The 20888-nt window shown below is 70.1% G+C and carries 17 protein-coding genes, 1 tRNA gene and 1 pseudogene; 8 read left to right on the forward strand and 11 right to left on the reverse strand.

The annotated features are described in order from the left end of the window. The coding region (locus ADK52_RS05085) for a pyridoxal phosphate-dependent decarboxylase family protein (protein WP_234343443.1) at positions 1-762 on the forward strand (762 nt) is incomplete at its 5' end. Continuing rightward, a complete protein-coding gene (locus tag ADK52_RS05090; RefSeq protein ID WP_053688580.1) occupies positions 759-2168 on the forward strand; it encodes a lysine N(6)-hydroxylase/L-ornithine N(5)-oxygenase family protein in 1410 nt (469 codons plus the stop codon). The genes ADK52_RS05085 and ADK52_RS05090, both read left to right, overlap by 4 nt. Positions 2169-2227: 59 nt before the next feature. Here ADK52_RS05090 and ADK52_RS05095 read toward each other — a convergent pair whose 3' ends face one another. Next, positions 2228-4051, reverse strand: a complete 1824-nt coding sequence (locus tag ADK52_RS05095) for a bifunctional metallophosphatase/5'-nucleotidase (protein WP_053688581.1) — start codon at positions 4049-4051, stop codon at positions 2228-2230. Between the two features lie 180 nt (positions 4052-4231). Here ADK52_RS05095 and ADK52_RS05100 point away from each other — a divergent pair, with 180 nt between their 5' ends. After that, on the forward strand, positions 4232-5482 hold the full coding sequence (locus ADK52_RS05100; protein WP_053688661.1) for a glycoside hydrolase family 16 protein: 1251 nt from the start codon (positions 4232-4234) through the stop codon (positions 5480-5482). A gap of 72 nt (positions 5483-5554) precedes the next feature. On the opposite strand, the gene ADK52_RS05105 is transcribed toward ADK52_RS05100, so the two are convergent. Then, on the reverse strand, positions 5555-6247 hold the full coding sequence (locus tag ADK52_RS05105) for an alpha/beta fold hydrolase (RefSeq protein WP_053688582.1): 693 nt from the start codon (positions 6245-6247) through the stop codon (positions 5555-5557). Positions 6248-6394: 147 nt separating this feature from the next. On the opposite strand from ADK52_RS05105, the gene ADK52_RS05110 reads away from it, so the two are divergent. From ADK52_RS05110 to pyk, 4 genes are all read left to right on the forward strand, one after another. Further along, positions 6395-9250 (forward strand): AAA family ATPase, encoded by a 2856-nt coding sequence (locus ADK52_RS05110; protein WP_053688583.1) that lies wholly within the window; start codon positions 6395-6397, stop codon positions 9248-9250. Then, positions 9247-9951 carry an SIMPL domain-containing protein gene (locus ADK52_RS05115; RefSeq protein ID WP_053688584.1) on the forward strand — a complete coding sequence of 235 codons (705 nt, stop codon included), beginning with the start codon at positions 9247-9249 and terminating at the stop codon, positions 9949-9951. Before ADK52_RS05110 ends, ADK52_RS05115 begins: the two co-directional genes overlap by 4 nt. Further along, on the forward strand, positions 9948-10082 hold the full coding sequence (locus tag ADK52_RS42845) for a hypothetical protein (protein WP_420714799.1): 135 nt from the start codon (positions 9948-9950) through the stop codon (positions 10080-10082). The genes ADK52_RS05115 and ADK52_RS42845 overlap by 4 nt, the downstream gene beginning before the upstream one ends. A gap of 201 nt (positions 10083-10283) precedes the next feature. Then, positions 10284-11711, forward strand: coding sequence for a pyruvate kinase (gene pyk / locus ADK52_RS05120; RefSeq protein ID WP_053688585.1), 1428 nt, complete (start codon positions 10284-10286; stop codon positions 11709-11711). A gap of 64 nt (positions 11712-11775) precedes the next feature. On the opposite strand, the pseudogene ADK52_RS43360 reads toward pyk, so the two are convergent. Together ADK52_RS43360 and ADK52_RS05130 are read right to left on the reverse strand one after the other, a co-directional pair. Then, positions 11776-12526: pseudogene (locus ADK52_RS43360) on the reverse strand (transcriptional regulator). 110 nt (positions 12527-12636) lie between these two features. Next, positions 12637-12709: transfer RNA gene (locus ADK52_RS05130), tRNA-Leu, on the reverse strand. Positions 12710-12785: 76 nt separating this feature from the next. On the opposite strand from ADK52_RS05130, the gene ADK52_RS05135 reads away from it, so the two are divergent. Beyond that, entirely contained in the window at positions 12786-13460 is a 675-nt protein-coding gene (locus ADK52_RS05135; protein ID WP_051696134.1) for an ANTAR domain-containing response regulator, read from the forward strand. A 65-nt stretch (positions 13461-13525) separates the two neighbouring features. On the opposite strand, the gene ADK52_RS05140 is transcribed toward ADK52_RS05135, so the two are convergent. From ADK52_RS05140 to ADK52_RS05170, 7 genes are all read right to left on the reverse strand, one after another. Next, on the reverse strand, positions 13526-14242 hold the full coding sequence (locus ADK52_RS05140) for an ABC transporter ATP-binding protein (protein ID WP_053688587.1): 717 nt from the start codon (positions 14240-14242) through the stop codon (positions 13526-13528). Further along, positions 14239-15252: an ABC transporter ATP-binding protein gene (locus tag ADK52_RS44370; protein WP_107089981.1), complete on the reverse strand. Its 1014-nt coding sequence runs from the start codon at positions 15250-15252 to the stop codon at positions 14239-14241. The genes ADK52_RS05140 and ADK52_RS44370 overlap by 4 nt, the downstream gene beginning before the upstream one ends. Positions 15253-15257: 5 nt before the next feature. After that, positions 15258-16991, reverse strand: coding sequence for a branched-chain amino acid ABC transporter permease (locus ADK52_RS05150; RefSeq protein WP_053688589.1), 1734 nt, complete (start codon positions 16989-16991; stop codon positions 15258-15260). A gap of 5 nt (positions 16992-16996) precedes the next feature. Then, entirely contained in the window at positions 16997-17929 is a 933-nt protein-coding gene (locus ADK52_RS05155; RefSeq protein WP_030155821.1) for a branched-chain amino acid ABC transporter permease, read from the reverse strand. A 109-nt stretch (positions 17930-18038) separates the two neighbouring features. After that, positions 18039-19277, reverse strand: a complete 1239-nt coding sequence (locus tag ADK52_RS05160; RefSeq protein ID WP_053688590.1) for a branched-chain amino acid ABC transporter substrate-binding protein — start codon at positions 19275-19277, stop codon at positions 18039-18041. Between the two features lie 532 nt (positions 19278-19809). Then, positions 19810-20220 carry a hypothetical protein gene (locus ADK52_RS05165; protein ID WP_053688662.1) on the reverse strand — a complete coding sequence of 137 codons (411 nt, stop codon included), beginning with the start codon at positions 20218-20220 and terminating at the stop codon, positions 19810-19812. 165 nt (positions 20221-20385) lie between these two features. Further along, positions 20386-20856: a PaaI family thioesterase gene (locus ADK52_RS05170; RefSeq protein WP_053688591.1), complete on the reverse strand. Its 471-nt coding sequence runs from the start codon at positions 20854-20856 to the stop codon at positions 20386-20388. Between the last annotated feature and the right edge of the window lie 32 nt (positions 20857-20888).

A 20888-nucleotide genomic window follows, 5' to 3' on the forward strand; every position in this document is an offset into this window, starting at 1 on the left:
GGCCTCGGCCTCCTCGGCCTCTCCGACATCGCCGCCGCCACCGGGCCCGTCCTCGTCACCGCCACCGCCGGCACCACCGACGCCGGCCTCATCGACCCCCTCGAACCCCTCGCCGACCTGTGCGAGCAGTACGGCGCCGACCTCCACATCGACGCCGCGTACGGCGGCCTCCTCGCCCTCAGCCCCCGCCACCGGCCCCGCGTCGCAGGCCTGGCCCGCGCCCACTCCCTCACCATCGACCTGCACAAACTCGGCTGGCAGCCCGTCGCCGCAGGCCTCCTCGCCGTCCCCGACACCGCCCTGCTGGCCCCCCTCGCCCACCAGGCCGACTACCTCAACGCCACCGACGACACCGAAGCCGGCCTGCCCGACCTCCTCGGCCGCTCCCTGCGTACCACCCGCCGCCCCGACGCCCTCAAGATCGCCGCGACCCTGCGCTCACTCGGCCGCGACGGCCTCGCCCACCTCATCGACCGCACCTGCGAACTCGCCCACCACCTCGCCCGCCTCCTCGACGCGCACCCCCGCTTCGAACTCCACGCACCCCCCACCATCAGCACCGTCCTCTTCCGCCCCACCCACACCGACGACACCGACCTCGCCGCCCTGCGCCGCACCCTCCTCCTCGGCGGCCGCGCCGTCCTCGGCCGCGCCACCGCCGACGGCCGCCTCTGGCTCAAGGCCACCCTGCTCAACCCCCACACCACCGAACGGGACCTGGACACCCTCGTCACCCTCCTGGAAGGCAGCAGCCACCGATGACCGCCCAGCTCGATGCGCCCCACGACCTCGTCGGAATCGGCATCGGCCCCTCCAACCTGTCCCTCGCCGCCCTCGCCCACGGCCTCCCCCACCAAGGAGCCGGCGAACTCGCCACCGCCTTCTACGACCAGCGCCACGACTTCCGCTGGCACCCCGGGCTGCTCATCGACGGCACCACCCTCCAAGTCCCCTTCCTCGCCGACCTCGTCACCCTCGCCGACCCCTCCAGCCCCTGGACCTTCCTCAACTACCTCAAGCACAAGGAACGGCTCTTCCCCTTCTACTTCGCCGAGCAGTTCCACATCCAGCGCGCCGAGTACGACGCCTACTGCCGCTGGGTCGCCGGACGCCTGCCCGGACTCCACTTCGGCCACCAGGTCGACGCCGTCCGCTGGAACCCCGAACGCGACCTCTTCGAAGTCGACTACACCCAGCTCGACACCGACGGCGAAGCCGAAGCCCTCGGCCGCACCTACACCCGCAACCTCGCCCTCGGCATCGGCACCGCCCCCTACGTCCCCGAACCGCTGCGCCCGCTCGCCGCGGCACCGGCCGTCCCCGTCATCCACTCCGCCGAGTACCTCGACAACCGGCAGCGCATCCTCGGCGCCGAACACGTGACGGTGATCGGATCCGGGCAGTCCGGAGCCGAGGTCTTCCTCGACCTGCTCCGCTCCCGCCCCGCCGGCCGCGAACGCCTCGCCTGGCTCGCCCGTACCCCGTCCTTCGCCCCCATGGAGTACTCGAAGCTCGGCCTCGAACACTTCACGCCCGACTACACCCGCTACTTCCACGCCCTGCCCGAGCCCGTACGCGACCAGCTCGTCCCCGCACAGTGGCAGCTCCACAAGGGCATCGACGCCGGCACCATCGCCGCCATCCACGAGGAGCTCTACCGGCGCACCCTCGCCGGGGGCTGGCCCGACGCGGTCCTGACCCCGGGAGTCAGCGTCCGCACCGCCGGCCGCGTCGCCACCACCAAGGTCGAACTCCACCTCGACCACGCCCAGCAGGGCACCCGCTCCCGCCTCACCACCGACGCGGTCGTCCTCGCCACCGGCTACCGCGAGCGCCCGCTCACCGGCCTCCTCGCCGGCCTCGACCCGTACCTGCGCAAGGACTCCTCGGGCCGGCCCCGGATCGACGACCGCCACCGCATGATCCTCGACCCCAGCGTCACCGGCAGCATCTTCGTCCAGAACGGCGAACGCCACAGCCACGGCGTCGGAGCCCCCGACCTCGGACTCGCCGCCTGGCGCAGCGCCGCCATCCTGAACACCCTCACCGGCAAGGAGCCCTACCCGCAGCCCGCCCGCACGGCCTTCACCACCTTCGGCCTCGAACAGCGGGAGCACACCCGGCCCGCTCCCACGGTCGAGCTGCTCCCGCTGGTCGAACACCCGTAGGGGGCGTCCGGCAGGGCCGGCCGGACACCTCCTCGGCGTACGCACACCGCTCGGACCGGCTAGAACACCGGAACCCCGGCACGGGTCAGCCGCCAGTCCACGGACGCGAACTGTGCCGGGTCGATCGTGCCCTTCGCCTTCACCCACTGGATGATCGTGTTGCGGATCTCCTCCGAATTCGCCCACAGCTGCTTGGCCTGCGGCACGTGCGGGAAGTTCCCGCCGCCCGCCGCCCGGTAGTTGTTCACCGCCAGGACGAACCGCTGCGCCGGATCCACCGGCTTCCCCTGGAAGGACAGCCCCGTGATCCGCGAACCCGCCGGCTGCGCGACGTCGATGTCGTACGCCAGCCCGTACACGGCGTCGTAGTTGTAGTCCGGGGTGTTCTCGGCGTTCGTCAGCTTCGCCGGGTCCACCGGAGCGCCCGCGGCCGTCTGCACGTAGTACCGCGCCGAGAACTCCAGGTAGTCTTTCAACTGCGCCCCCGTCAGCAGCCGTGCCTCAAGGGTGTTCTCGAACGGGTACAGGCCCGCCGCGTCCTTGATCGTCACCTGCCCGGCCGGGATCGCCGCGGTCCGCGAGAAGCACGACGCCTGCGACAGCACCGGCAGGGCCGCCCACTCCGTACCGGCCAGCGCGCCCTTCACCGTCTCCGCCTGCACGTGGCTGATCAGGTCGATGATCGCGACGTCCTTGACCGGCCCCTCCGCCGAGGACATCGCCTGCGTCGACGTACCGATCACCTGGTTCACGTACGCCACGACCTTGCGGTGCTCGTCCGACAGCAGACCGGTGATCTTCGGGTCCTCGGCGGCCGTGTTGGAGTTCAGCACCTGCGCCGACACCTTCGCCACCGACCAGCAGCCCTTCGACCAGGTCAGCTCGAAGTCGAACAGCGTCAGGCGCTGCCCCCACTTCAGCGGCTCCGACAGGACCACGTCCTTGCCGGTCGCCTTGTTCTTCACCCGGTACTCCGGGATCTCCGTGTGCGCGTGCCCGACCAGGATCGCGTCGATCCCCGGCACCTGCTCGGCCACCAGAGCGGCCGCGTTCTCGATGTACGGCAGCTGGTCGCCGTACGAGGACGTGCCGCTCGAACCGGAGTGCGCGGACACGATCACCACGTCCGCGCCCATGGAGCGGAGCTTGGGCACGTACTTCGCCGCCTGCTCCTCCAGACCCGGGAACGTCATCTTCCCCTGCACGTTGGCCTTGTCCCAGATCGCGATGCCCGGGTTCGTCAGCCCCAGCACCGCCACCTTCACGTCCCGCCCGTGCGGGGTCCGCAGCCGGTGCATGCTGTACGGCGCGAACGCCGGGCGCAGCGTCTTCGCGTCCAGCGCGTTCGCCCCCAGCAGCGGGAAGTCGCACTGCTCCTCGAACTTGCGCAGCACCGGAATGCCGTAGTTGAACTCGTGGTTCCCGAGCGCCGCCGCGTCGTAGCCGATCGCGTTCATCGCCTGCGCCATCGGGTGGACCGGCCCGCGGCGTGCGGTGATCGGGTCCACCTTCGCGTAGTAGTAGGACAGCTGCGTGCCCTGGATCGTGTCGCCGGCGTCTATCAGCAGGGTGTTGCGGCGCCCCTTCTGCGCCCGCACCTGGTTCACGAGCGTCGAGATCTTCGCGAGGCCGACGTCGTTGTGCGCCTTGTCGTCGAACTCCTTGTCCGTGAAGTAGTCCCAGTTGAAAACGTTTCCGTGCAGGTCGGTCGTACCCATCACCGTGAACGAGTACGTCCGCTGCCGGGCGGTCGCCCCGGCGGCGGTCGCCCCGGCCGCGGTCGCCTCGGCCGCGGCGGCCGGAGTACCGGCGGCCCCCGTCAGCGCGACGGCCGCACCCGTGGCGGCAGAAGTACCCAGAAACGTCCTACGGTCGAACGCCATGCCATCTCCCCTGATCAGCGTGAACAACGCGCGTAGATTCTGACCGATGGGCCAGGGGGAGCAACAGCCCCGCCGGGTGCCGATATCTTGACGTGACACGGTCATGAGCCTTGAATCAAGTGTTGAACTAAGGCAGTTGAGGTGAGTCCCCCCACCCCGAAGTGATGTGATCGCATGGTCATGCGCACCACCTGGCGCCACCGCACCGCGCTCGGCGCCCTCGCCCTGCTCTGCTGGAGCGGCCTCGCCGCCCCGCCCACCGGCGCCGCGGAAACCCCCACGGCCGCAGCCGCCGCGGCCACCTTCTCCGACGAATTCGACGGGCCGGCCGGAGCCGCCGCCGACCCCGGAAAATGGCAGACCGAGACCGGCGACAACGTCAACAACCACGAACGGCAGTACTACACGGCGGGCAACCGGAACGCCGCCCTCGACGGCCAGGGCCACCTCGTGATCACCGCCCGCCGCGAGAACCCCGGCAACTACGCCTGCTGGTACGGGCGGTGCGAGTACACCTCCGCCCGGCTCAACACCGCCGGCCGCTTCACCCAGGCGTACGGACACGTCGAAGCCAGACTCAAAGTCCCGCGCGGCCAGGGGATGTGGCCCGCGTTCTGGATGCTCGGCAACGACATAGGCCAGGTCGGCTGGCCGAACTCCGGCGAGATCGACGTCATGGAGAACGTCGGATTCGAACCCTCCACCATCCACGGAACGCTCCACGGACCCGGATACTCCGGATCCGGCGGCATCGGCGCCGCCTACACGCTCCCCGGCGGCCAGGCCTTCGCCGACGCCTTCCACACCTTCGCCGTCGACTGGGCCCCCGACGCCATCAGCTGGTCCGTCGACGGAGCCGTCTACCAGCGCCGCACCCCCGCCGACCTCGGCGGCCGCACCTGGGCCTTCAACAAGCCGTTCTTCCTGATCCTCAACCTCGCCGTCGGCGGCTACTGGCCCGGCGACCCCGACGGCGGCACCGCCTTCCCCCAGCAGCTCGTCGTCGACCACGTACGGGTCACCACCTCCGACACCGGCACCGGCCGCACCGGCCCGATCACCGGCCTCGCGGGCAAATGCGTCGACGTCGCCGGCGCCAACCCCGCCAACGGCACCCCCGTCCAGCTCTACGACTGCAACGGCACCCCCGCCCAGCAGTGGACCCCCGCCGCCGACGGCACCCTGCGCGCCCTCGGCAAATGCCTCGACGTGACGGGCGGCGCCACCGCCGACGGCACCCCCGTCCAGCTCTACGACTGCAACGGCAGCCCCGCACAACGCTGGGCCCTGCCGGCGGCCCGCGACATCGTCAACCCGCAAGCCGACAAATGCCTCGACGTCACCGGCAACAACGCCGCCAACGGAACCCGCCTCCAGATCTGGACCTGCGGCGGCACCCCCAACCAGAAGTGGAACCTCCCGCCGAACTGACGGCCGCCGCAGCGGCCGCCGCAACGGCCGCCGCCGGGCCCGCGCAGGTCGGCGCGGGCCCGGCGGCGGAGGCTACGCGCCGGCCGCCTGCCTGATCAGACCGGCGACCGCGTCGGGCCGGGACACGTACACGGAATGGCTCGCCGGGACCTCCACCACCGTCGCCCCGATCCGCTCGGCCATCGCCCGCTGCGCCGGCGGCGGGATCATCCGGTCCTCCGAGGACACCAGGTACCAGCTCGGCTTCGACCGCCACGCCGGCTCCGTGACCGCCCCCGTGAGCGCCTCCAAGCCCCACGGAAGCTGCGCGTCGGCCATGAACCGGGCCTGCTCGGGCGGCAGATCGCCCGCGAACGACTCGGCGAACCGCTCCCGGTCCAGGAACAGGAAACCGTCCCGGGGAGGCAGGATCGGCGGCACCGGAGCACCCGGCGGCGGATCGGCGATCAGGCTGTTCACCGACTCGCCCTTGTCCGGAGCGAAGGCGGCGACGTAGACGAGGCGGGCGACCGCGTCGTGCCGCCCCGCCTCACTGATGATCACACCGCCGTAGGAGTGGCCGACGAGGACCACCGGACCGTCCTGCGCGTCGATGACCTGCCGGGTGGCCGCCACGTCCCCCGCCAGCCCCAGCGTGGGGTGCTGGACCACGCTCACGCGGTAGCCCTCGCCGACCAGACGGTCGTACACCGCCTGCCAGCCCGAACCGTCCACGAACCCGCCGTGAACGAGCACGACGTTTCGGATCGGCGCATCTGCGCTCATTTCCTTCACCTTCGCCTTTGCGTGTCATGGCCGTTGTCCCCGAGCGAGTCGAGGCTAGGGGGCCCGCGTTCCCACCGCTTCCGTCAAATGACTTAGGGGGACGCGGGAGCGACATAAAGTGACAGGACTTCGGGGGAGGGGGCACCCATGCTGATCGGACGTGACGACGACCTCGAACTGATCCGCGGCTTCGTCGACGGGGCCAGGCTCTCCGGCGGCGCCCTCCTGCTGTCGGGCGAGGCCGGAGTCGGAAAGACGGAGCTCCTCGACGCCGCCGCCGCGCACGCCCACGCCGCGGACACACGGGTCGTGCGAGCGGCGGGCGTGGAGTTCGAGAGCTCGGTCAGCTACGCCGGACTCCACCAGATCCTGCACCCGCTGCTGGACGCACTCGAAGAACTGAACGCCCCCTACCGCGGCGCGCTCAGCGTGGCCCTCGGCCTGGAGCACGGCGCGCCACCCCGGCAACTGATGCTGTCGAACGCCGTATCGGCCCTGCTCGCCCACGCCGGGGCCTTGCGCCCGCTGCTCGTCATCGTCGACGACCTGCCGTGGCTGGACCGGGCCAGCGCCGTGGTGATGGGCCTCGTCGCCCGCCGCCTCAGCGGCGGCGGCAGCGGAAGTGGCGGCAGCGGAAGTGGCGGCAGCGGAAGTGGCGGCGGCGGGAGTGGCGGCAGCGGAAGTGGCGGTGCCGGCCACGTCGGCTTCCTCGGTGCGTACCGGTCCGACGACGGCAGCTTCTTCGACCGCGGAGGCGTCACCACCCACCACCTGAAGCCCCTCGACCCCGCCGCGGCAGAAGAGCTCGTGAGGGACCGGTTCCCCGCCCTCGCACCCCGCGTACGCACACGCCTCCTGTCAGAGGCCCGGGGCAACCCCCTGGCGCTGCTGGAGCTGCCCATCGCCCTCAACGGCACCCGGCGCGCCCACGCCGCCATCCCCGACGTACTGCCCCTCGGCCGCCGCCTCCAGACGCTCTTCGCAGCCCGCATCGAGGCACTGCCGCCCACCACCCGGCTCCTGCTCCTGTGCGCCGTCCTCGACGGCACCGGCGACCTCCACACCCTCCAAGCCGCCATCGGCACCACCGGCATCGACGACCTGGCCCACGCGGAGCGCGCGGGACTCGTCTACGTCGACGACACCACCGGCCGGCTGACCTTCCGCCACCCCCTCACCCGCTCCGCCGTCGTGGAACTCTCGACCAGCGACCAGCGCCGCCGCATCCACCGCGCCCTCGCCGAACACGCCGCGGACCGCCCGGAACGCCGCGCCTGGCAACTCGCCCAAGCCACCGTCGACCCCGACGAACACGTCGCCGCCCTCCTCGAACAGACCGCACACGCCGTCCTGCGGCGCGGCGACGCGGCCGGCGCCATCGCCGCCCTCCTGCGCGCCGCCGACCTGAGCCCCCGCGGCCACGAACGCAGCCGCCGCACCGCCGAAGCCGCCTACCTCGGCGCCGACCTCACCGGCGACCTGCGCGACGTACCCAAACTCCTCGAAGACGCCCGCCGAGCCGACGGCGGCCGCACCGGACCCCTCGTCGCAGCCGTCGCCGCCGCACACCACCTCCTCCTCAGCGGCGAAGGCGACCTGGACACGGCCCACCGCCTCCTCACCGGCGCGATCGACATGCAGCACCAGCCGTACGACGCCACCGACGCCACCATGATCGACGCGCTCTACACCCTCGCCTGGGTCTGCCACGGCGCACAGCGCCCCGAACTGTGGGAACCGCTCCACCGGGCAGTCGCCCTGCTGACACCCCACGTCCCCGACCGGCTGACCCTGACCCTCGCCACCATCGCCGACCCCGCCCGCACCGCACCGCCCGCACTCGCCCTCCTGGACGAGACCATCGCCACCCTCGACCGGGAATCCGACCCCGTCCGCATCATCCGGACCGCCATGGCCGCCGTATACGTCGACCGGCTCGCGGACTGCGGGACGGCGCTGCGCCGCATCCTGCGCGACGGCCGCGACACCAGCGCCGTCACACTCGAACTCCAAGGCCTGGTCTTCCTGAGCCGCGACTCCTTCGCCGCCGGCGCCTGGGACCAGCTCGACGAGCTGACCGAGCAAGGACGGCGCCTCAGCGCGGCCCACAGCTACCAACTGCTCACCACCGACTACCTCTACCAGCGCGCACTGGTCGCCGCCGCACGCGGAGACACCGCCACCACCCAAGCCCTCACCGACGAGATGACCCTCTGGGCCACGCCCCGCCGCGTCGGCTCCGCCCTCTCCGGCGCCCACCACGCGAAAGCCCTCGCCGCGCTCGGCCAAGGCCGCTACGAAGAGGCCTACCGCCACGCGAGCGCGGTCAGCCCCGCGGGCGAACTCGCCTCCCACGTCCCCACGGCCCTCTTCCTGGTCATGGACCTCGTCGAAGCCGCCGTCAGGACCGGCCGACGCACCGAAGCCGCAACCCACGTCACCGCCGCACGGCAGGCAGGCACCGCCGCCATCTCGGCACGGCTCACGATGACCGTGGAAGCATCGGCCGCGCTCACCGCCCGCGACCCCCAGGCGGGCGAACTGTTCCGGAGAGCGCTCTCGACCCCCGGCGGCGACCGCTGGCCCTTCGACCGCGCCCGCGTCCAGCTCGCCTACGGAGAACACCTCCGACGGGCCCGGGCCGCCACCGAGGCCCGCACCCACCTCGCCGACGCACTCGACACCTTCCAGCGCCTCGGCGCCCGCCCCTGGGCCGCCCGCGCCGCGGCCGAACTCCGGGCAACAGGGCAGACCGCAGGGCACGCCGACCACACCGGACCCGCCACACTCACCCCGCAACAGCGGGAAATCGCCCACCTCGCCGCCGCCGGCCTCACCAACAAACAAATCGGCGAACGGCTCCACCTCTCCCCGCGCACCGTCTCCAGCCACCTCCACCAACTCTTCCCGAAACTCGGCATCACCTCCCGCGCCGCCCTCCGCGACGCGCTGGCAGAACCCACGCGGCAGACCCCCGACGACAATGCGACAGTGAAACCATGACCCAGGACTCCGCACCCCAGCCCTACGGAACCCCCGAAGTCCCCCGCGTCGCCGTCCGCGGCGAAGCCCGCCTCGAAGTCGACCCCGAAATCGCCCGCATCGGCGTCACCGTCACCGCCCGAGGCACCGACCGGCGCAGCGCACTCGAAGACCTCACCCGCCGCAACAACACCGTCCTCGACCTCGTCAAGAGCTACGGCGACGCCGTCGAGAAGCTCGAAACCGGCGCCTTCTCCATCAACCCCGAACTCACCCGCCACGGCCGCGCCGAACGCGTCCGCGCCTACCACGGCCGCGTCCACGTCACCGCCGAACTCAGCGACTTCACCGCCCTCGGCGAACTCACCACCCGCCTCGCCGACCTCGAACTCACCAGCGTCGACGGCCCCTGGTGGGCCCTGCGCCCCACCTCGCCCGCCCACGGCGAGGCCCGCCGCCAAGCCGTGCTCGAAGCCGTCCAGCGCGCCCGCGAATACGCCGCCGCCCTCGGCGCCGACCTCGCCGCCCTCGTCGAACTCGCCGACCTCGGCGCGGAGAACGCCCTCCAGGCCTACCCGCAGGCCGCCCCCGGCGGCGGCATGCGCACCATGGCCTTCAGCGCCTCCGAAGACACCGCGCCGCCCCTCGACCTCGAACCCCAGCGCCAGACCGTCCACGCCCAGGTGAACGCCCGCTTCACCATGACCCCGCCCCGGCTGTGAACGCCCCCGCCCCGGCGGGCGAGCGGACCCTGGAGGGCCTCCGCGCCGACCACGCCCCCGCCCCGCTCGACTTCGAGCGGCGCAACCGGGCCTGCTTCGCCCGCACCGTCCCCGACCACGGCGACGCCTAAACGGCCGACCGGGCATCCGCCACGAGCGCCCGCCGGCCCCCGCCGACTGATCGAAAACACGTACCCGCAGGCCCCCGGGGGGTGCTCATCAGAGCACCCCCATGCACATTCAACAATTGTCAACAAGCTTTTGCCCAAAGGTTGTTGAGTGGACACCCGGAACCAATTTCCTACTGTCTGGTAGGGGCATACGCTCGCCCCATGCGCCGAGCAAAAATCGTATGTACCCTGGGCCCCGCCACCGACTCATACGACCAGATCAAAGCCCTGGTCGAAGCCGGAATGGACATCGCCCGCCTCAACCTCAGCCACGGCACCTACGCCGAACACGAGGAGCGCTACCAGCGCGTACGCAAAGCCTCCGACGAAACCGGCCGCAGCGTCGGCATCCTCGCGGACCTTCAAGGCCCGAAGATCCGCCTCGGCCGATTCGCCGAAGGCCCCGTACTCCTTGAACGCGGCGACGAATTCACCATCACCGTCGAAGACCTCGAAGGCGACCGCCACACCTGCGGCACCACCTACAAGGGCCTCGCCGCCGACGTCACCACCGGCGAACGCATCCTCGTCGACGACGGCCGCGTCACCCTCGAAGTCACCGGCGTCGACGGCCCCCGCGTCCAGACCCTCGTCATCGAGGGCGGCATGGTCTCCGACCACAAGGGACTCAACCTCCCCGGCGTCGCCGTCTCCGTCCCCGCCCTCTCCGAAAAGGACATCGACGACCTCCGCTGGGCCCTGCGCACCGGCGCCGACGTCATCGCCCTCTCCTTCGTCCGCAGCGGCCGCGACATCGAAGACGTCCACCGCATCATGGACGAGGAAGGCCGCCGCCTCCCCGTCATCGCGAAGATCGAAAAGCCCCAGGCCGTCGAGAACATCGACGACATCGTCGCCGCCTTCGACGGCATCATGGTCGCCCGCGGCGACCTCGGCGTCGAAATGCCCCTGGAGCAGGTCCCGATCGTCCAGAAGCGCGCCGTCAAACTGGCCAAGCGCAACGCCAAGCCCGTCATCGTCGCGACCCAGATGCTCGACTCGATGATCGACAACTCCCGGCCCACCCGCGCCGAAGCCTCCGACGTCGCCAACGCCATCATCGACGGCACGGACGCGGTCATGCTCAGCGGCGAAACCAGCGTGGGCAAGTACCCCGTCGAGACGGTCAAGACGATGTCCCGCATCGTCGAAGCCGCCGAAGAGGACATCCTCGCCAAGGGGCTCCCGCCGCTCACCGAACGCAGCAAGCCCCGCACCCAGGGCGGAGCCGTCGCCCGCGCGGCCGCCGAAATGGGCGACTTCCTCGGAGCGAAGTTCCTGGTCGCCTTCACCCAGAGCGGCGACACCGTCCGCCGCCTCTCCCGCTACCGCTCGCCCATCCCCCTCCTCGCCTTCACCCCCGACCCCGCCACCCGCTCCCAGCTCAACCTCACCTGGGGCGTGGAAACCTTCCTCGGCCCCCACGTCGACTCCACCGACGCCATGGTCGCCCAGGTCGAGGAAGAGCTCCTGCGCATCGGCCGCTGCGTACGCGGCGACGTCGTCGTCATCACCGCCGGCTCGCCCCCCGGAGTCACCGGCTCCACCAACCTGGTCCGCGTCCACCACATCGGTGACCCCGTCCGCTGACGCCGCCCGGCAACACCCCCGCGTCGGGCCCCGTCCGCCCGACGCGGCCACGGCCTGCGGCCCGCTAGTACTTGGGCCCGACGTGCGCGTCCATGAGCGCGACGGAGCCCTTCCGGGCGACGGAGACGTTGAAGGGATCGCTCCCACGGGGCCAGGATCGTCCACTGGACCCCGAGCTTGGTGAGCGTGTCCGTACACAGCTTCCGGATGTCGTCGGACTTGTTGGTGAAGAAGTACCGCGGGTACTCGTACCGCTTGCCGTTCCGCACGGTCCAGTTCGTGATCCGACACCCGTCGGAGTGGATCAGCCCCCGCACGAACTCCCACGGATGGGCATCGACGATCTCTTGCTGCCAGCTCTCAAGGACGATCCGCCGCTCGTGCTTCTTGCCAGGGCCGTGCTGCGGGAACATGCACGTCCAGTGCCGTCCGTAGCTGGTGACGGCCACGCAGCCCCGCCTTCGCAGCACGTAGACCTTGTCTTCGGGCCGGACGGCCTTGATCGCCGCGCGGCACAGCTCGATGAGCCCGGGCCACGCATCGGCGCAGGCAATCCGGAGGTGATGCCCTCCGCGGGAATGCGGGCTGATGCAGCCGTCACCGAGATAGAGGCCCAGGAGGTACGCGTACGAGGCCTTGTCGGTAGGTGCTGCGCACGGCAGGGCGTGGGGGAACGGGCGGGGAAGGGGTTCCAGACGGGATTTCCACGCCCGGATCGCGGCCCGGGATATCCCGGTCTCCTTGCTGACGGAGTTCATGCTGCGCCCGTCGGCGAGCAGGTCCAGCGCGTGCAAGCGGGTGGCGATGTCGTACATGCGGTCGACGCTGCCGGGTGCAATTCGCTCACGTGGTGCATTTCGGCGGCCTTCGCCGAAACGAGTGAAGGTCACGCGAGCATCGCGTGACCTTCGAATTGAAAGAGAAGTACCCCGGGTCGGATTCGAACCGACGCTGAATGGGTTTTGAATCCATCGCCTCTACCGCTGGGCTACCGGGGCCCCTTCGAAACGAAGGATACCTAAGACCCTCCGTGCCACAAACATACAGGAGCTAGGTAGGCTCGTGGGAGCTGTTATGCCCCGCAACGAGGAGCCATCCGTGACCGCCGAGCACGAGTCGACGCCCACGCCCGACGCCGACCAGTCGCACGTTCCGCCGCTGACGACGCGTGTCGTCATCGCCGAGGACGAGGCGCTCATCCGTCTCGATCTGAAAGAGATGCTGGAGGAGGAGGGCTACTCCGTCGTCGGCGAGGCCGGGGACGGGCAGACGGCCGTCGAGCTGGCCCGCGAGCACCGGCCCGACCTGGTCATCCTCGATGTGAAGATGCCCGTCCTGGACGGGATCTCCGCGGCCGAGAAGATCGCGGAGGAGTCCATCGCCCCCGTACTGATGCTCACCGCGTTCTCGCAGCGCGACCTCGTCGAGCGGGCGCGGGACGCCGGGGCCATGGCGTACCTCGTGAAGCCGTTCAGCAAGAGCGACGTCGTGCCGGCCATCGAGATGGCGGTGTCGCGCTTCGCGGAGCTGAAGGCGCTGGAGAAGGAGGTCGCGGACCTCTCGCTCCGGCTGGAGACCCGCAAGCTCGTGGACCGTGCGAAGAGCATCCTGCAGACGCAGTACGGGCTGACGGAGCCGGCCGCGTTCCGCTGGATCCAGAAGACCTCCATGGACCGGCGTATGTCCATGCAGCAGGTCGCGGAGGCGGTCATCGAGGACGCCGAGGAGAAGAAGAACGCCGCGAAGTAGTACCGGACATGCGTGAGGCCCGCCACCGGGGGAAGGTGGCGGGCCTCACGTGTGCAGCGAGGGGATCAGTCCTCGCCGAGGTAGGCCTTGCGGACGTCCTCGTTGTGCAGGAGCTCCTGGCCGGAGCCGCTGAGCACGATCTTGCCGATCTCCATCACGTGGGCCTGGTCGGCCAGCGAGAGGGCGGCCTGGGCGTTCTGCTCGACGAGCAGGATGGTGGTGCCGGTGGCCTTGAGCTCGGCGATGGTCGCCATGATCTTCTGCATCATCAGCGGGGAGAGGCCCATGGAGGGCTCGTCCAGCATGAGCAGCTTGGGTCGGGACATCAGGGCCCGGCCCATGGCGAGCATCTGCTGCTCACCGCCCGAGAGGGTGCCGGCCGCCTGCTTTCGGCGTTCGCCCAGGATGGGGAACATCTCGTAGGCGCGCTCGACGTCCTTCTCGATGCCGTCCTTGTCGGTGCGCAGGAAGGCGCCGAGCTGGAGGTTTTCGGCGATCGTCAGCCGGGGGAAGATGTGGCGTCCCTCGGGGGAGTGGGCGAGGCCCAGGGAGACGATCTTGTGGGCGGGGACCTGCGCGAGCGGCTTGCCGTCGAAGGTGATGGTGCCGCCGGCGGGCTTGAGGAGCCCGGAGAGGGTGCGCAGGGTGGTGGTCTTGCCGGCGCCGTTGGTGCCGACGAGGCAGACGATCTCGCCCTCGTTGACCTCGAAGGAGATGCCCTTGACGGCTTCGATCTTGCCGTAGGCGACCTTGAGGTCCCGGACCTCTAGCAGTGCGGTCACTTGGCTTCTCCGTCCGTGCTGGTGGTGCTGTCCGAGTCCGCGGCCGTTTCGGTGTCCGCGGCCGGCTCGGCGGCCGGCTCCGCGTCGGCGTCGGCGTCGGCCTCGGCTTCCGCCGGTGCTTCGGCTTCGGCTTCCGCCGGTGCCTCGGCCTCGGCTGCTGCCGCCGCCGCGTGCTCCTCGGCGGCTTCGACCCCGGCGACCTCGGCCGCGCCCGGGTCGCCCTCGAAGGGCTCTCCGAGGTAGGCGGCGATGACGCGCTCGTCGCCCTGGACTTCGGCCGCGGTGCCCTCGATGAGCTTCTCGCCCTGGACGAGGCAGGCGACGCGGTCGCAGAGGTTGAAGATGAAGCGCATGTCGTGCTCGATGACGAGTACGGCGATGCCCATGTCCCGGATGGCGAAGATGAGCTCTTCGGCCGCGCGGGTCTCCTGCGGGTTCATGCCGGCGGTCGGCTCGTCCAGGAGGATGAGACCGGGGTCGCTGGCAAGGGCGCGGGCGATCTCCAGCTTGCGCTGCTCGCCGTAGGGGAGGTTCTTGGCGAGGTGCTGGGCCTTCTTCTCCAGGCCGATGAACTCCAGGAGCTCCATCGCCCGTGCCTCGCTGGCGGCTTCGGCCTTCTTGAAGCCGGGGCCGCGCAGGAGGGCGGACCAGAGGCCTTCCTTGGTGCGGGTGTGGCGTCCGACGAGGACGTTCTCCAGCACCGTCATGTTGTGGAAGAGCCGGATGTTCTGGAAGGTGCGGGCGATGCCCGCGCTGGTGACCAGGTGCGGCTTGGGCGGCAGGACCGTGCCCTTGTAGCTGACGGTTCCCTCGGTGGGGACGTACAGCCCGGTGAGGCAGTTGAAGAAGGTGGTCTTGCCGGCGCCGTTGGGGCCGATGAGGCCGACGATCTCGCCCGCGTTGACCTTGAGGTCCACGCCCTTGACGGCGGTGAGGCCGCCGAAGCGCATGGTGACGCCGCTGGCTTCGAGGACCGTGGTCGCCGTGGTGGTGTCTGTGGTGGTGGTCATGGTGTTCACGCACCCGCCTTGGCGGTGGCCAGGTCCGCGGGGGCCTGGTCAGTCGTCTCTTCGTCGTGGTACTCGAGCTGCGCGCGCTTGTTGGCGATGAGGCCTTCGGGGCGGAAGCGCATGAGCAGGATGAGGGCGATGCCGAACGCGAGGAGCTGGTAGTCCTGGAGGAAGGCCAGCTTCGCCGGGATCAGGAAGAGCAGTGCGGCGCCGAGGATGGGGCCGCGGATGGTGCCCATGCCGCCGAGGATGACTGCGGCGAGGAGGAACGCGGAGTTCGGCGGGACGGGCCCGGCGAAGACGTAGTTCTCGGGAACCACCGTGCTGTTGACGTGTGCCTGCACGGTGCCGGCCAGGCCGGCGAGGGTGGCGCCGAGGGCGAAGGCGATGAGCTTGACCTTGAAGCCGTTGATGCCCATGGCTTCGGCGGCGGTCTCGTCCTCGCGGATGGCGACCCAGGCGCGGCCGATGCGGCTGTTGCCGGCCCGGGCGAAGACCAGGATGACCAGGGCCATCACGAGCAGCATCAGGAAGTAGTAGTTGGCGTAGGCGCCGAGGGTGATGCCGCCGACGTCGTGCGACTCCCCGAAGTTCCACCCGAAGAGTTCGAGGTGGGGGATGTTCGGGATGCCGTTGGGGCCGTTGGTGATGTCCGGGCCGGAGGTGCCGTCGAGGTTGCCCATGGCGATGCGGAAGATTTCTCCGAAGCCGAGGGTGACGATGGCGAGGTAGTCGCCGCGCAGGCGCAGGGTCGGGGCTCCGATGACCACGCCGAAGATCAGCGAGGCGAGTGCGCCGACGATGACCGCTGCCCAGAAGGGGAGCTGGAAGCCGAAGGCGGAGGCGGTGCTGCCGGAGACCAGGGCGGCGGCGTAGGCGCCGACGCCGAGGAAGGCGACGTAACCGAGGTCGAGCAGGCCCGCGAGGCCGACGACGACGTTGAGGCCGAGGGCGACGGTCGCGAAGATCAGGATGTTCACCGCGATGAGCGTGTACGTGTCGCCGCTCTGCTGGATGAACGGGAAGGTGATCGCGGCGGCCGCGGTGCCGATCAGCGTGACCTGGCGGTTGTTCGCGGTGATGGTGCTGAACCGGTCGAGGAGGCCGGACTTGAGCAGGGCGAACGCCGCGAAGCCGACGATGATCAGGTACGTGACGAAGAGCTGGGGCTCCTTGTCGTCGGTGTCGATGCCGAAGGTGACCACGTAGAGGCCGACGGCGAAGGCGACGGTGATGACGAGGATCTCGGCCCAGGAGGGCAGCCTCTTGGCGGCGGCCGCCTTGTGGCTGTCGTCGGGGATCTTGTACGCGGCGAGGACCGGTACGAGCGAGCCGACGAGGGCGACGTACGCGCCGGGCTCCAGGTGGACGAATCCGCCGAGGACCCAGGCGATGGCGATGACGGTGAACCAGGTGCCGGCGAGGGTGCCGAGCGAGAGGATCCACACGGGCTTGCGGGCGCCGGTGGGGGTGAGCCAGCGCAGGCCCTTGACGCCGAGCGCGGAGAGCGCGAACACGGCGGTGAGGAGGGCGCCGACGAGGCTCAGGAACTGGATGGGGGCCGGGCTGCCGTAGTAGGTGAGGTCACCGGGGAACTCGGCGGTCCAGGTCCAAGCGAGGAAGGCGCTGACGACGGTCAGCAGGCTTCCGCCGATGACCGCGTAGAGCAGTGCGGTGCGGGAGACGGCACTGGTGGCCGCGGCCTCGGCCTCGATCGGGAGGGTTGCTTCGTTGGTCATGGTTCTCACGCCCGATCCGCGACGCGCTCACCGAGCAGGCCTTGTGGCCGCACGAGGAGGACGACGATGAGGAGTACGAACGCCCAGACGTTGGACCAGGCTCCACCGCCGAGCTGCGACATGCCGGGGATGTCTTCGATGTAGGCGATCGACAGGGCCTCGGCGAGACCGAGGACGACGCCGCCGACCATGGCCCCGTAGATGTTGCCGATGCCGCCGAGGACGGCTGCGGTGAAGGCCTTGAGGCCGAGGATGAAGCCCATCTCGAAGTTGATCTGGCCCTTGTCGAGGCCGTAGGCGACGGCGGCGACGGCGGCGAACGCGGCACCGATGGCGAAGGCCATGACGATGATGCGGTCGGTGTTGATGCCCATCAGCTTCGCGGTGTCGGGGTCCTGCGCGGTGGCCTGCATGGCGCGGCCGCTGCGGCTCTTCTGGACGAAGATGCCGAGGGCGAGCATGCAGAGCGGGGCGAGGATGAGGACGAAGAGGTCCGCGCGCTGGATGGCGAGGCTGTCGGTGATCTTGAAGGCTTCACCCTTGAACTCGGGGAAGCTGACGGCCTTCTTGGCGTCCGGGTAGAACTGCCAGACGAGCTGCTGGAGCGCGATCGAGAGGCCGATTGCGGTGATGAGGGGGGCGAGCCGGGGAGCGCTGCGCAGGGGACGGTACGCGAAGCGTTCGGCTGCGGTGGCTACGGCGACGGAGGCGAGCGCGCCTCCGACGATCATGACGGGGATCGCGATCAGCAGGGAGGTGCCGGTCGGGAGTGCGGCGTAGGCGGTGAGCGCGCCGAAGCCGCCGATCATGAAGATCTCGCCGTGGGCGAAGTTGATGAGCTGGACGATGCCGTAGACCATGGTGTACCCGATGGCTATGAGGCCATAAAGGGCACCGAGGGCAAGGCCGTTGGCCAGCTGTTGCGGCAGTTCGTGCACCGCAGGGCCTCCGATGAGCGTGTCGGATAAGACTCCGCGCGAGGGCGCTGTTGCGCCCTCGCGCGGTGGTGTGGTTCAGGTGAGGCTGGTGGAGCGGGGTCCTACGGGATTACTGGTTGAACGTGTCGCTCTTGACGTCGATCCACTTGCCGCCCTCGACCTTGTAGACCGTGAGCTGCTTGTTGGTGGTGTCGCCGTACTCGTCGAAGGCGACCTTGCCGGTCACGCCCTCGAAGGACACCTTGCCGAGGGCCTCGACGACCTTGGCGCGGGCGTCGCTCGGCAGCTTGCCGCCGTTGGCGGCGACGACGGCCTTGACGGCCTGGACGACGGACCAGCCGGCGTCGTAGGAGTAGCCGCCGTAAGCCGCGTAGGGGTCCTTGTAGCCGCCGGCCTGGTAGTCGGCGATGAAGGTCTTGGCGGTGGGCAGCTTCTCGACCGGGTAGCCGATCGAGGTGGAGAGGTCGCCCTCGTTGGCCTCGCCGGAGGCGGTGATGAAGGCGGGGTCCTGGATGCCGTCGCCGCCCATGAGCGGGATGTTGGCTCCGGCCTTCTTGATCTGGTCGGCGAGGAGGCCGCCCTCGGGGTACTGGCCGCCGAAGTAGACGGAGTCGGCGCCGGAGGCCTTGACCTTGTCGGCGGTGGAGGAGAAGTCGGTCTCCTTCACGGTGACGTGGTCGGTGCCGACGACCTCGCCGCCGAGCTTCTTGAACTCGTCGGAGAAGATCGCGGCGAGGCCGGCGCCGTAGGTCTGCTTGTCGTCGACGACGAAGACCTTCTTCTTGCCGGCGTCCTTGAAGAGGTACTGGGCGGCGAACTTGCCCTGGACCACGTCGGTGGCGGCGGTGCGGAAGTAGGTCTTGAAGGGGCGCTTGAACTCGCCCTTGCCCCAGTTGTCGCCCTGGCTGAGCGCGGGGTTGGTGTTGGCGGGGGAGACCTGCGCCAGGTTGGCGGAGGCGAAGACGCCCTGCATCTGCTGGGCGACGCCGGAGTTCAGCGGGCCGACCACGCCGACGACGTCCTTGTTGCCGACGAGCTTGGTGGCGTTGGCCTGGCCGGAGGCGGGGACCGCCTGGTCGTCGAGGGCTTCGACCTTGAACTCGATGCCGGGGACCTCGTTGTTCTTGTTGGCCGTCTTGGCCGCGAGGTCGACCGAGTTCTTGATGCCCTGGCCGAGCGCGGAGAGCGAGCCGGTGAGGGGGGCGTCAACGCCGATGACGACGACGGTCTTGGCGCCGTCGGCCTTGTCCCCGCCGGTCTTGGCCTCATCGCGCGATCCGCAGGCGGTGAGGGTCAGTGCTCCCGTGGTGATCACGGTGGTGAGGACGAGCAAAGAACGGTGTCGCACGATTCTTCCTTTCCCTGGCGCGGCCCCCTCATATGAGGTGCCGTTGGGTCGCCGGGCCGCACTGGGATGTCCACGGCCGTGCTGGGTTGCGCCCTGCGGCGCGGTGACTGGCCGTGACTCTAGGCCGAGGTGGCGAGTGCGGGGAGCAGGGAAAGGATGATGTGACTGTCTTGTTATGCCGAGGCCAAGAATGTGTGGCGGGAGTGCGGACAATTCGGACGTTTGGCCACTTCGGAGAATGTCCGCATGGTGAGAATTCCCTGTTTCCCTAAGGGGCTTGAGGGGTTCATGCTCCTGTCATTGATCAAAAGGGGCCGAATGTCGCTGACTGTGCCCGGAAGAATCCGGCGGGTGGCATTCCGCAGGGGAAAAGCGGGATTCAGTAGGGCGTCGCCATTACTGAGGGTAATTTCTCCCCTTGATCCACTTCGGGCGGATCGATCTTGATCCGGGAGGCGCAGGGCTTCCGACCTGCGGATCGGGTCCACGCCGCCGGGCGCCCGGAAGTCGGACAGCGCGCGCGGGATTCCGGTCACCCGGGCGGACTCGGGGGCCGCCAGTTCTCGGAGCTCCAGGTTGCCCCGTTCTGTTCACCGCAGCGCTGCGCCACGAACCGGTCGACGAGTTCAAGTGCCTTGTCCAGACCGGCAGTTCGCTCCTCGGCGCGGCCTGCGGCGACGGCTTCCTCGTGGATCGTGTACTGGTCGTTGGACAGGCCCTTCTGCTCCCAGTCGAGCCCGGCCCACTTGCTGCCCTTGAGGGTCTCCTTCGCCCAGTAGGACACCAGACTTGTGCAGATCTGGGCGGGCGAGGAGGGGCTGGAAACGGGCGTTGGAGTGGTCCGTGGGGCGGGTGGGGCGGATGTGGAGCATCCGGTCAGGGCGAGTGCCGCCAGGAGTGCGGCGGCACCGCAGCGGGCCGCGGTGCGTGGCTGGGTCCCCATGAAGGGAAGGTAGGCCGTCACCTTCGGTGACACAACAGTCGTCGCGGGGCTGGGTGCGGACTGGCGGATTCCGGGCGGTTCCCGGGCCCGTACGCGCCGCAGGCCCGGATCCCGCCCCTCGAACGGGGCGGGATCCGGGCCTGCGGGGCTCGTCGCGGGCGGGGGTCAGGCCCCGGCGGCGGGGTCCGCGTCGCGCAGCAGGCAGGTCAGGCGGGCGGTGCACACCCGCCGGTCCTGCTCGTCGCTGATGACGATCTCGTACGTGGCGGTGGAGCGGCCGCGGTGTACGGGGGTGGCGACGCCGGTGACCAGGCCGGAGCGCGCGCCCCGGTGGTGGGTGCAGTTCAGGTCCACGCCGACGGCGACCTTGGTGATGCCGCCGTGCATCATCGCGCCGACCGAGCCGAGGGTCTCGGCCAGGACGGCGGAGGCACCGCCGTGCAGCAGCCCGTAGGGCTGGGTGTTGCCCTCGACCGGCATGGTGCCGACGACCCGCTCGGCCGAGGCTTCGAGGATGCGGACGTCCATCCGCTCGCCGAGGTCGCCCGCCGAGAACAGCGCGGGCAGGTCGATGCCCAGGGCCGCGTACTCGTCGAGGACCTCCTGCGGGAACTTCACAGCGTGCTGCTCGCCCATGGGCAGGCTCCGTTCGTGTGTCAACGCTCGTT

It is taken from the genome of Streptomyces sp. WM6372 (genome assembly GCF_001279655.1).
In the GTDB taxonomy this organism is placed as follows: Bacteria; Actinomycetota; Actinomycetes; order Streptomycetales; family Streptomycetaceae; genus Streptomyces.